The organism is Mycobacterium sp., assembly GCF_046095365.1.
In the GTDB taxonomy this organism is placed as follows: Bacteria; Actinomycetota; Actinomycetes; order Mycobacteriales; family Mycobacteriaceae; genus Mycobacterium.
Window position 1 is genome coordinate 1 of the sequence record NZ_JBJTJF010000098.1, and the last position, 14,447, is coordinate 14,447.

The 14,447-nt window shown below is 70.6% G+C and carries 15 protein-coding genes; 5 read left to right on the forward strand and 10 right to left on the reverse strand.

Annotation, left to right across the window (positions count from 1 at the left end; translation table 11 throughout):
* On the reverse strand, positions 1–818 hold an 818-nt coding region (locus ACKOQ4_RS08425; protein ID WP_526290759.1), incomplete at its 3' end, for a ComEA family DNA-binding protein.
* A gap of 134 nt (positions 819–952) precedes the next feature.
* On the opposite strand from ACKOQ4_RS08425, the gene ACKOQ4_RS08430 reads away from it, so the two are divergent.
* Positions 953–2,017 (forward strand): NAD(P)H-dependent amine dehydrogenase family protein, encoded by a 1,065-nt coding sequence (locus tag ACKOQ4_RS08430; RefSeq protein WP_526290761.1) that lies wholly within the window; start codon positions 953–955, stop codon positions 2,015–2,017.
* Between the two features lie 10 nt (positions 2,018–2,027).
* Positions 2,028–3,275: a lipase family protein gene (locus ACKOQ4_RS08435; protein ID WP_526290763.1), complete on the forward strand. Its 1,248-nt coding sequence runs from the start codon at positions 2,028–2,030 to the stop codon at positions 3,273–3,275.
* On the opposite strand, the gene ACKOQ4_RS08440 is transcribed toward ACKOQ4_RS08435, so the two are convergent.
* From ACKOQ4_RS08440 to ACKOQ4_RS08475, 8 genes are read right to left on the reverse strand one after another with little or no spacing between them, the layout of a single operon-like run.
* Positions 3,256–4,092 carry a DegV family protein gene (locus ACKOQ4_RS08440; protein WP_526290765.1) on the reverse strand — a complete coding sequence of 279 codons (837 nt, stop codon included), beginning with the start codon at positions 4,090–4,092 and terminating at the stop codon, positions 3,256–3,258. The genes ACKOQ4_RS08435 and ACKOQ4_RS08440 overlap by 20 nt on opposite strands.
* A gap of 5 nt (positions 4,093–4,097) precedes the next feature.
* Complete coding sequence (gene octT, locus ACKOQ4_RS08445) at positions 4,098–4,838, reverse strand: diglucosylglycerate octanoyltransferase (protein WP_526290767.1); 741 nt, start codon at positions 4,836–4,838, stop codon at positions 4,098–4,100.
* On the reverse strand, positions 4,828–5,496 hold the full coding sequence (gpgP, locus tag ACKOQ4_RS08450; RefSeq protein WP_526290769.1) for a glucosyl-3-phosphoglycerate phosphatase: 669 nt from the start codon (positions 5,494–5,496) through the stop codon (positions 4,828–4,830). The genes octT and gpgP overlap by 11 nt, the downstream gene beginning before the upstream one ends.
* On the reverse strand, positions 5,493–5,876 hold the full coding sequence (gene rsfS, locus ACKOQ4_RS08455; protein ID WP_526290771.1) for a ribosome silencing factor: 384 nt from the start codon (positions 5,874–5,876) through the stop codon (positions 5,493–5,495). Before rsfS ends, gpgP begins: the two co-directional genes overlap by 4 nt.
* Positions 5,873–6,499 carry a nicotinate-nucleotide adenylyltransferase gene (gene nadD, locus ACKOQ4_RS08460; RefSeq protein WP_526290774.1) on the reverse strand — a complete coding sequence of 209 codons (627 nt, stop codon included), beginning with the start codon at positions 6,497–6,499 and terminating at the stop codon, positions 5,873–5,875. Before nadD ends, rsfS begins: the two co-directional genes overlap by 4 nt.
* An 18-nt stretch (positions 6,500–6,517) precedes the next feature.
* Positions 6,518–7,954, reverse strand: a complete 1,437-nt coding sequence (locus ACKOQ4_RS08465) for a vWA domain-containing protein (RefSeq protein ID WP_526290775.1) — start codon at positions 7,952–7,954, stop codon at positions 6,518–6,520.
* Between the two features lies 1 nt (position 7,955).
* Positions 7,956–8,834 (reverse strand): AAA family ATPase, encoded by an 879-nt coding sequence (locus ACKOQ4_RS08470; protein WP_526290777.1) that lies wholly within the window; start codon positions 8,832–8,834, stop codon positions 7,956–7,958.
* 15 nt (positions 8,835–8,849) lie between these two features.
* Positions 8,850–10,097, reverse strand: coding sequence for a glutamate-5-semialdehyde dehydrogenase (locus ACKOQ4_RS08475; protein ID WP_526290779.1), 1,248 nt, complete (start codon positions 10,095–10,097; stop codon positions 8,850–8,852).
* A 146-nt stretch (positions 10,098–10,243) separates the two neighbouring features.
* Between ACKOQ4_RS08475 and ACKOQ4_RS08480 the strand changes: the two genes are divergently transcribed.
* The 3 genes from ACKOQ4_RS08480 (at position 10,244) to ACKOQ4_RS08490 (ending at position 13,661) form a co-directional block, all read left to right on the forward strand.
* Complete coding sequence (locus ACKOQ4_RS08480) at positions 10,244–12,049, forward strand: alpha/beta hydrolase (protein WP_526290781.1); 1,806 nt, start codon at positions 10,244–10,246, stop codon at positions 12,047–12,049.
* 83 nt (positions 12,050–12,132) lie between these two features.
* On the forward strand, positions 12,133–12,585 hold the full coding sequence (locus ACKOQ4_RS08485; protein ID WP_526290783.1) for a lipoprotein LppJ family protein: 453 nt from the start codon (positions 12,133–12,135) through the stop codon (positions 12,583–12,585).
* Between the two features lie 113 nt (positions 12,586–12,698).
* The gene (locus tag ACKOQ4_RS08490; protein WP_526290785.1) at positions 12,699–13,661 is read left to right on the forward strand and encodes an alpha/beta hydrolase; all 963 of its coding nucleotides are present in this window, start codon (positions 12,699–12,701) and stop codon (positions 13,659–13,661) included.
* 7 nt (positions 13,662–13,668) lie between these two features.
* On the opposite strand, the gene ACKOQ4_RS08495 is transcribed toward ACKOQ4_RS08490, so the two are convergent.
* Positions 13,669–14,447 (reverse strand): cadherin-like domain-containing protein (locus ACKOQ4_RS08495; protein ID WP_526290787.1); only part of this gene is annotated, 779 nt, incomplete at its 5' end.

The following is a 14,447-nucleotide window of genomic DNA, read 5'->3' on the forward strand; positions in this document are numbered from 1 at the left end:
ACCCGCACCAGCGGACGCAGCTTCTCCAGCCGGGCCGGACCGATACCGTCGATCTCGGCGAGTTGATCGACGGCCGAGAACCGGCCGTTGGCCGTCCGCCAGGCCACGATCGCCGAGGCGGTGACCGGGCCCACCCCCGGCAGCGCATCCAGCTGCTCGGCCGTCGCCGTGTTGAGGTCAATGGGCCCAACGGGTTTCGCGGGTGCCGCGGGAGCAACCGGCACCTCTGCGGCCGGGCCGGCCGAGCTGCCCAGCACCGGCGGCCGCCCTGCCGGGGCCGCGATCCCGACGACGATCTGCTCGCCGTCGGCAAGGCGGCGGGCGAGATTGAGACCGATGGTGTCGGCGCCGTGCAGCGGCCCGCCCGCGGCTGACACGGCATCGGCGACCCGCGCACCCGGTGTCAGCGTCACCAGCCCGGGCTGCCCGACAAGTCCCACCACACTGACGACCACCTGCTGATCCACGGGCGCGCCCGGGGCGGGGCCGGGCGGCGGCGGGGACGACGACGGCACCGGCTCCACCGGCGGCAGCTTCGCCGAGGCGACCGGAGCCGGGTGCTGGCGGGCCAGGGTGAACACCGTCACCATGACGGCAAGCGCGGCGACGACGGCCAGCGCGACTCCCCCGGCGCGGCCCGGGTCGGCACGGACCGCGGCCAGCCAACCTCCCGGCGGCCGCCCGTCGGGCACCCAGCCGGGTTCCAGGGCCGTCTGGTCGGACTCGTCGTCCTCGGCCCGCTCACCGGACGGCTCGACCAGACCGGGCAGTGCCCGCAGACGGCGGTTCAGGGCGATCAGCGGCTCCTCAGTGCGCATGGGGCGAAAGTAGGCCGGGGGCCCGACCACCAGACCGCGCCGCAGCGCCGTCCCCCCCGGCCTGTGGAGGAATCCGGGACTGTGGACCCCGGGCTGTCCATACTGCTGAGCAGACCGTTCACGAGGAGACAGCCATGCCCGCCAGCACCGACCGGCCCATCCGGGTGATCCAGTGGACCACCGGCAACATCGGCCGGCGTTCCCTGCACGCCATCATCGGCCGGCCCGACATGGAACTGGTGGGTGTCTACGCCCACGGCGCCGACAAGGTCGGGGTGGACGCCGCGGAGTTGGCGGGCTGGCCGGCCGGGGAGCGACAGCCGACCGGGATCACCGCCACCAACGACATCGACGCCCTACTGGCCGCTCGTCCGGATGCCTGCTGCTACAACCCGTTGTGGCCCAGCATCGACGAGCTTGAACACCTTCTGGAGTCCGGTGTCAACGTGTGCACCTCGGCAGCGTGGATCACCGGCGGCAAGCAGTCCCCCGCGGACCTCGACCGCATCCGAAATGCCTGTGAGCGTGGACAATCCACGATCTTCGGCAGCGGTGCGCATCCGGGCATGACGAACATGGTCGGCATGGTGCTCTCCGGGGCGTGCGAACGCGTCGACGAGATCCGGATCACCGAGTCGGTGGACTGCTCCACCTACGAATCGGCCGGCACCCAGACCGCGATGGGCTTCTCCCAAGACCCGGACACCCCGGGTCTTGCCGAGAGCGTGCGCCGGGAAAGCGAGGTGTTCGCCGAGTCGGCTGCGATGATGGCCGACGCGATCGGCGCCTCCCTGGACCGGATGACATTCGACGTCACGTTCACCCCCGCCACCGGCGACAGCGACCTCGGTTTCATGACCATCCCGGAGGGCACCGTCGGCGGCGTCATGGGCTACCACCGCGGCTGGGTGGGCGAGCGCAACGTCGTCAGCGTCGGCTTCAACTGGACCATGGGCAACCACGTCGTCCCACCGAAACCGCTCGAGCACGGCCACGTCATCCAGGTTTTCGGCGTGCCGAACATGCGCACCGTGCTGCACTGCCTGCCGCCGAAGGGCTGGGCCGAACCCGGCTTCATGGGCCTGGGGATGATCTACACCGCGATGCCGGTGACGAACGCGGTGCCGGCGGTCGTGGCCGCCGAACCGGGCATCGTGACGCTCAAGGATCTGCCCCCGATCGCCGGGCGGTTCGGGTAGTTTCGCGCGGATGCACATCGAACGCCGGAAATTCATCGCAGGGATCGGCGGGGTCGCGCTGGCCGCCCCACTGCTCACCTCATGCGCCAGGGACGCAGAGAAGAAGGCCGCAACCGAGGGGGCCGCCGCACAGACGCCCAAGCCGATGATCCCCGAGCCGCCCAAGGGCGAGCCGGGAAGCCTGCTCTCGGAGGAACCGATCGACACCGGGATCACAGGCGCGCGCGCCTGGCGCATCCGCTACATCTCCCGTGACGTCAACAACGTCGCCCAGGAGGCGAGCGGCATCGTCATCGCCCCGGCCGACAAGGGTGCGAACCGTCCGATCCTGACCTGGTGCCACGGCACCACCGGCCTCGGCGACGCAGCCTGCCCGTCGGCCCAGCCGGACCCGGCGCGCGAACTCATCACCTACTTCACCCCGGAGGCAACCCGTCAGATCGACTACGGGGTGCCCGGGTTGCAGGGCTGGATCGATGACGGCTGGGTGGTGTGCGCCACCGACTACCAGGGCCTCGGGACGCCCGGGATGCACCAGTACACCGTCAACATCACCAACGCCCGCGACGCGATCTACATGGCCCACGCGGTGCGCAAACTCGACGCCGGCGCGGGAACGGCTCTGGGTTGCGCCGGCTGGTCGCAGGGCGGCGGCGCGGCGGCGGCTGTGGCCGAACTGGATCCGGCCGACTACGGCGATCTGAAGCTCATCGGGACGGTGCCGATGTCCCCGGGCGTCAGCCGAATCGCGTTGGAGAATCCCGCGTCGGTCACCGCGGCTCTGAACAATCCCAGCATCCCCCCGGACTCGCATCTGGTGATGGTGCTGGCCGGCACCTACGCGGCGAACCCCTCGAAGCTGCAACTGCCGCAGGCGTTCACCCCGCTGGGTGTGGAGATCCTCGACAAGGCGTGGAACAACCAACCGGTTCATCACCTCAACGACACCATCTTGCGCATGTTCAAGCTCAAGGGTGCGGTGCTCAACCCGAGCCCGCCGAACTTCAGCGAGTGGAAGGACGCCATCGACGCCAGCTCGGCGGGACAGCGGAAACCCGTCGCGCCGGTGCTGGTGTGCATCGACACCTTCGACAACGGCAGCGTGGTGCCGGTGAGCTGGCAGACCAAATACGTCGACGCGGCCAGGAAACTCGGCGGCTCCGTCGAGACCCGCGAGTACCCCAAGGACGACCACTTCTCACTGCCGCAGAGTTGCGTCGGCGACGCGAGGGCCTGGCTCAACAAGCTGAAAGGCTGACCACCACACCCAGCGCTCCCGGCCCCAGGTGCACGCCGAGCACCGGGCCGAGGTCGGTGATCACCGGAGTTCCGCAGGCCGGCAGCGCGCTGGACAGCGTCGCGGCGAGGTCGGCAGCCCCGTCCGGATTGTCGACATGGTGCACGGCCAGTTCCGCCCGCCCCACCCCCACCACGTCGAGCACCTGCTCCACCATCGCGGCGATCGCCTTGGAGGTCGTGCGCACCCGCTGGGCCAGCACCAGCTTGCCGCCGTCCATCGTCAGCAGCGGTTTGAGCGCCAGAGCGGTGCCCAGCCAGGACGCAGCGGCTCCGATCCGCCCGCTGCGGCGCAGGTTCTCCAGCCGTTGCACGACGATGTAGGAATGCACGGTCGGCACCGCCGTTTCAGCCTGCGCGACAACGGTTTCCAGATCGGACCCACCGCGTGCCGCCCGGGCGGCCGCCAGGGCCACGAACCCGGTGCCCATGCCGGCCGAGCGGGAGTCGACCACACGGACTCCGCCGGCGAACTCGGCGGCGGCGTGCACGGCGGCACCCACCGTGCTGGACAGTTCGGTGGACAGATGCACCGCCACCACGCCGTCACCGCGGCTGGCGGCCAGTGCCGACCGGTACACCTCGGCAAGTTCGGAGGGGCTGGCGCCGGCGGTGCTGACCTGGGGCCGCTGGTAGAGGTCGGCAGGCATCTGGTCGAGGCCGTCGCGCAGGTCTGCACCGTCGAGCAGGACGTGCAGCGGGGCCACCCGGATGCCCCAGTCGGCGGCGACGTCGGCCGGCAGCCGCGCCGAGGAGTCCGTCACCACGACAACCGGCATCGCGATCAGCCCGCAGCGTCCTGCGGAACCCCCGCCTCGGCCAGCGCCTTGAGCATCAGCTCGGCCACCGCTTCGTGCGCTTCGAAGTTCCAATGGATACCGTCCGGGTTGCCGCGGCCGGCCATGATGTGCTCGGCGACGGCTTCCTTGAGGTCGACGAGCGGAACCCGGTGAGCTGCCGCCCAGTCGGTGATGGCGGCCGCGGTTCCCGGACGCCCGTGGTGGGCCAGGCCGTAGGTGGGCGCGATGTGCACCGACGGCAGGGAGGCCACGATCGGGATGCCGGGCCGGTTGAAGTCGATTGCGGCGCGGGTCATTTCCAGGTAGTCGACGGTCAGGTGCGGCGGCAGCGCCGAGCGCGCGACCGGCGACAGCCTGGGCTGCAGCCAGCCATAGCCGTCGCGCACCCAGCGGCGCAGCAGGGGCGGGCGCACATAGCGGATCAGTTCGCGCGCCGCGGTCGGCAACGGGGAGGGCAGCGAGTCCATCCCGCTGGTCGCGAAGATCACCGCGCCCGCCTTCGGCAGCGCTGCCCAGGCCCGCGGATCCTGGGTGGCCGCCCACCATACGTCGCGGCAGGTCCAACCGATGCGGCCGACGATCTCGCAGTCCCAACCCAGTTGAGCGGCAACGATATTGGGCCAGATGCGGGGATCGTCGGCGGGCAGACCGCCCTGCGGACCGTAATAGGAAAGCGAGTCGCAGAAGACCAGCAGCCCCCGGCGGGTAAGGCCGTCAGAGGACATCGTTGGCCACCTGCGCCGATGCGTTCCACACGTCCAGTCGCCAGCGCACATCCTCCGGGTCGGCCTCAGCCGGCCCGTACCCGGACAGCTGCGCCCAGCTGGCGTTACCCATTCCGCCCAGGACCGGCCAGTTGTCCACCGGGAGGTCGAGCAGAGCCGCGGTCAGTGCGGCGATCAGGCCACCGTGCGCGACCAGGACAACCGGCCGATCGGGTTCGTCGACGCCCCATTCCGGTTCTCCGGCAACCAGTTCGGCGACCAGTGGCCGGCTGCGTGCGGCGACGTCGACGCGGCTCTCCCCACCGTGCGGCGCCCACCGCGCATTGTCGCGCCAGGCCGCGCGCGCCCCGGGGGCGGCGGCGTCGACCTGATCGTGGGTCAGGCCCTGCCAGTCACCGAGATGGGTTTCCCGCAGCCGGGCGTCCACCTGCACCGGAAGGCCGCTGCACTCGGCGAGGGTGACGGCGGTGTCGTGGGCGCGGCGCAGGTCGGAGGACACGATCAGCAGCGGCTGCCGTTTGGCCAGCACCTCGGCCGCGGCGACGGCCTGGGCGCGGCCCAGGTCGGTCAGGTCGGTGTCCAGTTGGCCCTGCATCCTGCTGCCCGCGTTGAACTCGGTCTGGCCGTGACGCAGCATGACCAGCCTCCGCACCCTCACGATTGCTCCCCGGCGGCTCCGGCGTCGAGATCGACGTCGACCAGCGGGCAGTCCCGCCACAGCCGGTCGAGCGCATAGAAGTTGCGCTCGTCGGTGTGCTGGATGTGCACGACGATGTCGACGTAGTCCAGCAGCACCCAGCGGCCCTCGCGGGTGCCCTCCCGGCGGGCCGGCTTGTACCCGGCCTCGCGCATCCTGTCCTCGACCTCGTCGACGATCGCGCCCACCTGACGCTCGTTGGAGGCCGAGGCGATCACGAAGCAGTCGGTGATGACCAGTTGGGCCGAGACGTCGATGACGACGACGTCCTGGGCGAGCTTGGACGCCGCGGCCCGCGCCGCCACGGTCGCCATCCGCACGGCCTCCGCTGATGCGGTCACCTCACCGCCTCCCTGGCCACCCGGTACAGACCGCGCTTGGCCACGTACTGCACGACACCGTCGGGCACCAGGTACCAGATCGGCCGGCCGTCGGCGGCGCGGTTGCGGCAGTCGGTGGACGAGATGGCCAGCGCCGGCACCTCGACCAGGCGCAGCGCCCCTTCGGGAAGCGTGCCGATGGCTGCCACCACGTGCGAGCCGGTGAGCTCGTAGCCGGGCCGGCTGACGCCGATGAAGGTGGCCAGCCCGAACAGCTCCTCCCAGCCCTGCCAGGTCAGGATGGAGGCCAGTGCGTCGGCGCCGGTGATGAAGAACAGGTCGCAGTCCGGGTAGAGCGCGCGCAGGTCGCGCAGGGTGTCGGTGGTGTAGGTGGGCCCGGCGCGGTCGATGTCGACCCGGCTGACCGAGAACCGAGGGTTGGCGGCGGTGGCGATGACGGTCATCAGGTAGCGGTCCTCGGCGGCGGCGACGTGGCGCTCCTTCTGCCACGGCTGGCCGGTCGGGACGAAGACCACTTCGTCGAGTCCGAACAGATCGGCGACCTCGCTGGCCGCGACCAGATGGCCGTTGTGGATGGGATCGAACGTCCCGCCCATCACGCCGAGCCTGCGCCGGGACTGCATGAGGTGGAAGCCTACTTCTCAGACCGGCAGAAGCTGGTCGATCACGGCGGCCAGCTGCTTGGCCGAGCGGCACTCGTGCATGGTGATGACGTCTTCGTAGCGCGGGACCGCCGAGTCGCCGCTGCCCCACAGGTGCCTGGGTTCGGGGTTGAGCCAGTGCGCATGGCGGCTGGCTGTGACCATGTGCGCCAGCACGTCGACGGCCGGGTTGCGGTAGTTGGTGCGGCCGTCGCCGAGCACCAGCAGCGAACTGCGCGGGGAGAGCACGCCGGGGAAATTCTCGGTGAAGGAGACGAAGGCATTGCCGTAGTCGGAGTGCCCGTCGCGGGTGAACACCTTGGCCTCCCTCGTGACGCGCTGGATGACGATCGCCAGGTCGGCGTCGGCGCCGAACATGTGCGTCACCTCGTCGGTGGTGTCGATGAACGCGAACACCCGCACCCGGGAGAACTGCTGGCGCAGCGCGTGCACCAGCAGCAGGGTGAAATGGCTGAAGCCGGCCACCGAACCGGACATGTCGCAGAGCACCACCAACTCCGGACGGGCCGGGCGGGGCTTGCGCAGCACCACGTCGATCGGCACCCCGCCGGTCGACATCGACTTGCGCAGGGTCTTGCGCAGGTCGATCGAGCCGGCCCGGGCCCGACGTCGCCGCGCGGCCAGCCGGGCGGCCAGCACCCGGGCCAGGGGCGCCACCACCCGGCGCATCTGGCGCAGCTGGTCACCGGAGGCGCGCAGGAACTCGACGTTCTCGGCCAGTTGCGGAATGCCGTACATCTGGACGTGGTCGCGGCCGAGTTGCTCGGCGGTGCGCCGCTTGGTCTCACCCTCCACCATCCGGCGCAACTGCGCGATCTTGCGCGCCGCAAGGGCTTTGGCGATCTGCTCGTTCGTGGGCGACGGGTCGTCGCCGTAGGGGGCCAGCAGGCCGGCCAGCAGCCGGCCCTCCAGCTTGCCCAGGTCCATCGCCTTGAGCGCCTGGTAGGACGAGTAGGACGGGCCGCGGCTGGAGGTGTAGCGGCCGTGCGCCTCGACGATCTGGGCGATCATCGCCACCAGCCGCTCGTCGAGGTCTCCGATGTCGGGGTTGTCGGTGAGCAGCTCCAGCAGCATCTCGCGCATGGCGTCGAGGTCCTGCGGGTCGAGTTCGTCGACCGTGACGGCGTTCTCGTCAGCCAGCACGGTGCGTCCGCCCAGGGCGGCCGGCCACCACAGGTCGAACAGCGCGTCGTAGGTCTGGCGGTGGTCGGCGCGGCGCAGCACGGCGCAGGCAAGACCCTCGCGGACCTCCTCGCGGTCACTGAGATCGAGCACGCTGAGCACCTCACCGGCGTCGACGGTCTCCGACGGTCCGACCGAAATCCCCTGCGCACGCAGCGCTTCGACGAAGCCGACCAGGTGGCCGGGCAGACCATGGGGCGCCAGCGGCTGCGGCGGTCGGGGTCGGCGGGCCATGTCAGTTCAGCCGCAGTTCGCCGGCGGCGCGCTGCTGGTCGGACTGGTGCTTGAGCACCACGCCAAGGGTGGCGGCGATGGTGGCGTCGTCGATGGTGTCCATACCCAGAGCCAGCAGGGTGCGGCCCCAGTCGATGGTCTCGGCCACCGACGGGACCTTCTTGAGTTGCATGCCGCGCAGCACACCGACGATGCGCACCAGCTCCTCGGCCAGGCGCTCGGGCAGATCGGGTACCCGCGACAGCAGGATCCGCCGCTCCAGATCGGCGTCGGGAAAGTCGATGTGCAGGAACAGACATCGGCGTTTGAGGGCCTCGGACAACTCGCGAGTGGCGTTGGAGGTCAGCACCACGAACGGTTTGCGGGTGGCGGTGATGGTGCCCAGTTCCGGGACGGTGACGGCGAAGTCGGAGAGCACCTCCAGCAGCAGGCCCTCGATCTCGATGTCGGCCTTGTCGGTCTCGTCGATGAGCAGCACGGTCGGTTCGGTGCGCCGAATCGCGGTCAGCAGCGGCCGGGACAGCAGGAACTCCTCGCTGAACACATCGTCCTTGGTCGCCTGCCAGTCACCGGAGCCGGACTGGATGCGCAGGATCTGCTTGGCATGGTTCCACTCGTAGAGCGCGCGGGCCTCGTCGACGCCCTCGTAGCACTGCAGCCGCACCAGGCCCGACCCGGTGGCCTGGGCGACGGCGCGGGCCAGTTCGGTCTTGCCGACCCCGGCCGGGCCCTCCACCAGCAGCGGCTTGCCGAGGCGGTCGGCCAGGAAAACCGCTGTGGCGGTGGCGGTGTCGGGCAGATAGCCGGTCCGGGTGAGCTTGGCGGTGACGTCGTCGATGTCGGCGAACAGCGGGGCCGGACGGGCCGGGGTGGTGGTCAAGAAAGCCTCCAGTCGTCAGGCGGGCCTGGTGTGGCCGTCGCCGTAGACGATCCACTTGGTCGAGGTCAGTTCGGGCAGGCCCATCGGCCCGCGGGCGTGCAGCTTCTGGGTGGAGATGCCGATCTCGGCGCCGAACCCGAACTGCTCGCCGTCGGTGAAGGCGGTGGAGGCGTTGACCATCACCGCGGCGGCGTCGACGCGTTCGGTGAAGCGCTGCGCGGCCGCCAGGTCGCGGGTGACGATCGCCTCGGTGTGGCCGGTGCCGTAGGTGTTGATGTGCTCGATCGCCGCGTCCAGGCCATCGACGACGGCCAGGGCGATGTCCATCGAAAGGAACTCCGCGCGCAACTCGTCCTCGGTCGGTTCCTCGTGGACCTTCACCCCGGCGTCCTGCAACGCACTGACGAGCCTGGGTAGCGCGGCGCCGGCGATACCCGCGTCGATCAGCAGGGTCTCGGCGGCGTTGCACACACTGGGCCGACGGGTCTTGGCGTTCAACACGATTCGCTCGGCGACGTCAAGGTCGGCATCGGCGTGGACGTAGACGTGGCAGTTGCCCACACCGGTCTCGATGGTCGGCACGCAGGCGTCGCGCACCACGGCCTCGATCAGTCCCGCTCCCCCGCGCGGGATCACCACGTCGACCAGCCCGCGGGCCTGTATCAGATGGGTCACGCTGGAGCGGTCGGCGCTGGGCAGCAACTGCACCGCGTCCTCGGGCAGGCCCTCCCCGCACAGCGCCCCGCGCAGCACCCTCACCAGCTCGGCGTTGGAGTTGGCCGCCGAGGAGCTGCCGCGCAGCAGCACGGCGTTGCCCGACTTGAGGGTGAGCCCGAAGGCGTCGACGGTGACGTTGGGCCGGCCCTCGTAGACCATGCCGACGACCCCGAGGGGCACCCGCAGCTGGCGTGTCTGCAGGCCGTTGGGCAGTGTGCGCCCGCGCAGCACCTCCCCGACCGGGTCGGGCAGACCGGCCACCTGGCGCAGCCCGGCAGCGATACCGTCGACGCGCTGCGGGTTGAGCGCGAGCCGGTCCAGCATCGCCTCGGGCGTACCGGCGGCACGGGCGGTATCGAGGTCGGCGGCGTTGGCGGCCAGGATCTGGTGAGTGCGGGCCAGCACCGCATCGGCGGCGGCGTGCAGCGCGCGGTCCTTCACGACGGTGGTCAGGGTGCCCAGCGTGCGCGCTGCGACCCGGGCCCGGCGGGCCGCGGCGTGCACGGCTTCACGCACGTCAGGGCCCGCCTCGGTGTCCAGACTCATCTGCCTAGGGTATCGGTTCCCGACCAACCGGAAGGTCGGGGGCCGAGCTGGCCGAATCCCCTCGCGGCGGTGAATTGCCCGGCCCCCAGGGGCTGGCTAGGTTCTGCGCCGACACGCCGCGAGCGAGGGAGGCCGACGGGCACGTCATGGAACTCAGCGTCGCCGACATCCAACGGTGGGATCCCGAAGCCGTCCGGGAGGTGGTCCGCGCCGCGACCGCGCGGGGGGCCTCGTGCGACGAGGCCTCCCGGATTCTCGCCGAGCTTCCCGCCCTCACGGCCTGGGGCGGGTACGCCGCGGCGGCGGCGTGGGATTCCATCGGGCTGACCCGCATGTGCCTCGAGACCCATGCCAGGGAGGCTCTGGCCGTCGCGCGCGCGGCGGCGCGGGCCGCCGGGGACATCGAGACGATCAAGACAGCGTTGGACGCCCTCGACGACGACGTCCGCGCCGCGGGTCTGGAAATCGACCCGCTCACCGGCCGGGTGCTGCCCGGCCCCGGGTTCCCGGGTGGCGCCGCTCTGCCGACCCTGGCCGTTGCTCAGGGCCGGCTCGACGCGATTCTCGCCGCAGCCGTCTACGTCGACGCGGAACTGGCCGCCGCGATCAGCCTGGCCGACGGGACCCTCGGCTTCCCACGTTCAGGGCCTACCCCGACCGCCGGCGATCCCGCGGCCACGACCGCGTGGTGGCGCTCGCTGACGCCCGGGCAGCAGGCCGCCGAACTGCGCGGCAACCCCGCCGGGATCGGCAATCTCAACGGGGTTCCGGTCACCGCCCGCAACGAGGCGAACCTGCGGGTGCTGCGCCACGACCTCGACGCGGTCGACCGAACCGCTGAGCGCGCCGGCGTTTCGGCCGAGGAGGTGGTCGCCGACGCCGGCCGGTACGGCGTGTCCCCCGCCGCGGTCAGCCGCTACCGCAATGCCGTTCGGACCGCCGAAGGGCTGCGCCACAACACCGGCGACCGCGGCGCCAACCCGGTCTATCTGCTGGCCTACGACCCTCTGGCGTTCGACGCCAAAGGCCGCGCGGTGATCGCGATCGGCAACCCCGACACCGCGCGCAACACCGCGGTGGTCGTTCCCGGCACCAGCAGCAGCGTTCGGGGCGGCTGGCTCTCCGACGGCCACGACGACGCCCTGCACCTCTTCAGCCAGTCCCAGATCGCAGACCCGGGTGCCACGGCCGTCGTCGCGTGGATGGGTTACGACTCCCCCGACGACGTGAGGGATCTGCGCATCGCGACTCCGTGGCTGGCCCGCACCGGAGCCGGCATGCTGGCCGCTGACGTCGAGGGTTTGGCCGCCACCCACCTCGGCGGGGGCAACCACCTCACCGTGATCGGCCACTCCTACGGCTCGACCACCGTCGCCGACGCCGCGGTGGTCGGGATGCCGGCCACCAACGTCGTCCTTTTGGGTTGTCCCGGAACCGATCTGGCGCGTTCGGCAGCGGACTTTCACCTCGCCGGCGGGGGCGGGGTGTACGTCGGGGACGCCTCGACCGACCCGGTCGGCTGGCTGGGAGTCAGCCCCGCCGCCGGCCTGGTGGCCAACGCCGCGATCGGCAACCCGCTCGGCCCGGTGGCGGGCCTGGGCGCCGACCCGGCCGCGGAAAGCTTCGGGGCCAAGCGGTTTCGCTCCGAAGTGCCCGGGTCGGACGGCCTCAGCGTCGCCGACCACTCGCACTACTACACGATCGGCAGCGAGTCGCTGCGCGCGATGACCGAGATCTCGACCGGCCGCGGCGCGAGGCTGGTCACCGACGGTCTGCTCGCCCAAACGCGGCACGTCCCCGACCTCAGGCTGCCGGACACCGTCAGTATCCCCGGATTCGGCGTCATCGACCTGCCGGATGTCTCGATCCCCGTCTCCGGGGCACCCGAGGTGATAGACCCGGAATGGGAACGCGCCGGTGACACCGTCCACGACAACCATGGATACCGATGACCCCGCTGCCGACTCCGAAGCAACGCTGCGCCGTCGCGGCCGCGTTGTGCGCGTCTGCTCTCCTTACCGGAGGGTGCACTCCCATGACCGACGGACCGCCGCCGCCGACCGCCGCGCCGGGCGACGATGCGGCCAAGTCCGAGCTGATTGCCCTGGCACGCCGGATCGTCGCCGTCGCCAGGCTGCGCGACGTCGACGCCGGCTTCTCGTTCACCTCGTGCAACGATCAGGGCGAGCCGCCGTATCAGGGCTCGCTGGAGATCGGCTTCGCGATCCCGGCGGGGCAGCCGGCCGACGGCTATTTCACTCGGATCGCCGCGGCGATGCAGGCCGACGGCTGGGGCCAGGGACCTCCGCCCGGCAGCTCCTACGTCGGCCGGGTACTCGGCCGGGGAGGGGTCGTCGCGCAGTTCCGTCCCCCGACCGCCTACGACCCCAAGGGCGTCGTGCATCTCTACGGCGAATGCCGCACCATGACCGACCACCGCACCGACGGAATGACCAACGGACAGAACGTCACCGCCGAGGTCGTCTAGACGGACCGTCCGGCCGCGCGGGAGACATCCCCGGGGAATCCGTCGCCTAACGAAGCGGTCACGGCCCGCGCGGCACGCGGGAACACCGGCCGTCGAGCCGCTATTTTCCCGGCATGCCGTCCAGGACACGCCCGCGGATCGCAGCCGCTGCCGCTGCGCTGCTGGCCGTCACCTGCGCACCGGCTCCGGCCGCCGACGCGTTCTCCCGCCCCGGGCTGCCCATCGAGATCTTCGACGTGCCCTCGCCGGCCATGGGACGCAACATCCGGATGGAATTCCAGTTCGGCGGGCCGCACGCGGTCTATCTGCTCGACGGCCTTCGCGCCGAGGACGAGACCAGCGGCTGGGACATCAACACCGCCGCGTTCGAGTGGTATCACGGGTCGGGACTGTCGGTGGTGATGCCGGTCGGAGGACAGTCCAGTTTCTACGCCGACTGGTACCGGCCGGCCACCGGTCGCAGTGGAACCGTCACCTACAAGTGGGAGACGTTCCTGACCCGCGAACTGCCGGCCTGGCTGGCGGCCAACAAGGGCGTGTCGCCGACGGGTAATGCGGTGGTCGGGCTGTCCATGTCGGGCGGTCCGGCTCTGACGCTGGCGATCTGGCACCCGGAGCAGTTCCTGTTCGCGGCGTCGTTGTCGGGCTTCCTCAACCCGTCGGTGGGACTGTGGCCGATCCTGATCAACGTCGCCATGCGCGACGCCGGCGGGTACAGCGCCTACGACATGTGGGGTCCCAAGAGCGACGTCGCCTGGACGCGCAACGACCCGATGGTCAACATTCCCCGGCTGGTGGCCAACGGCACGGCGGTGTGGGTCTACTGCGGCACCGGGGCGCCGTCGGAGCTGGACCCCGATCCCTCCCTGCTCGGCTCGTTCACGGCGGGCTACCTGGAGAACGTCACGCTGGACACCACCAAGGAGTTCCAGAAGAGATATCTGGCCGCCGGCGGACGCAACGCGGTGTTCAACTTCCCGGCGGCCGGGACCCACAGTTGGGGTTACTGGGGCGCCCAGCTGCAGGCGATGAAGGCCGACATCCAGCGGGTGTTGGGCGTCCCGCCGCCGGGCTGAGTCGGCGCTACACGGCCGGGATCAGGAAGAACGTCCCGTTGCTTCGGCCGTTGTAATTGACGGTCAGCTTGTAAGCGACCGACGACGCGAGATTGATCGTCACCTTCGTGTTCGAGTTCTTGGTGAGGATGCCGTCAGCGGTGGTGAACCCGTTCGCGGAGTTCTTGGTGAGGGTATTGCTGTTGACGTTGTTACTGGTGTAGGTGATGTGCAGGTCCTGCCAGTTAGCGCTGGGGAAGTCGATGATCATCTTGGTCGAGGATCGGGTGAAGGTGGTGCCGGTCGCCGAGTCGTAGTAGGTGCCGAGGCTGCCGAGGGTCACTGTGCCGCCGTCGGTGGAGGCGATGGCCTGCGGACCGTTGACGGTCCAGACCGCCGACGTCGACACCGGCGCTGCGACACCATCGGAGACGGTGTAGTTCACCGTGACCGTGGTGCTCTGGCCAGAGGTCAGCGTGGAGTAGGCACTGTTCGTCGGATCCAGGGTGAAGGTCTTTGCCGCCTGGTCGTAGGTGACCCCGGCCGGCAGACCGGCCGGTGCGGTGACCGACAAGGTCGCGGTGTCGACGTCGGTGGTGTGGGCCAGTGCGTCGAGGGTGACCACCGCCCCGCCCTGTGTCGCCGTGCCCGTCACCGCACCGCTGACCACCGGGGCGTCGTTGACGCCGGTCACCGTCCAACTCGCCGACGTCGACACCGGCGCCGCGACACCATCGGAGACGGTGTAATTCACCGTCACCGTCGTCGTCGCCCCCGCCGCCAGCGACTGGAACACCGCATCCGCCG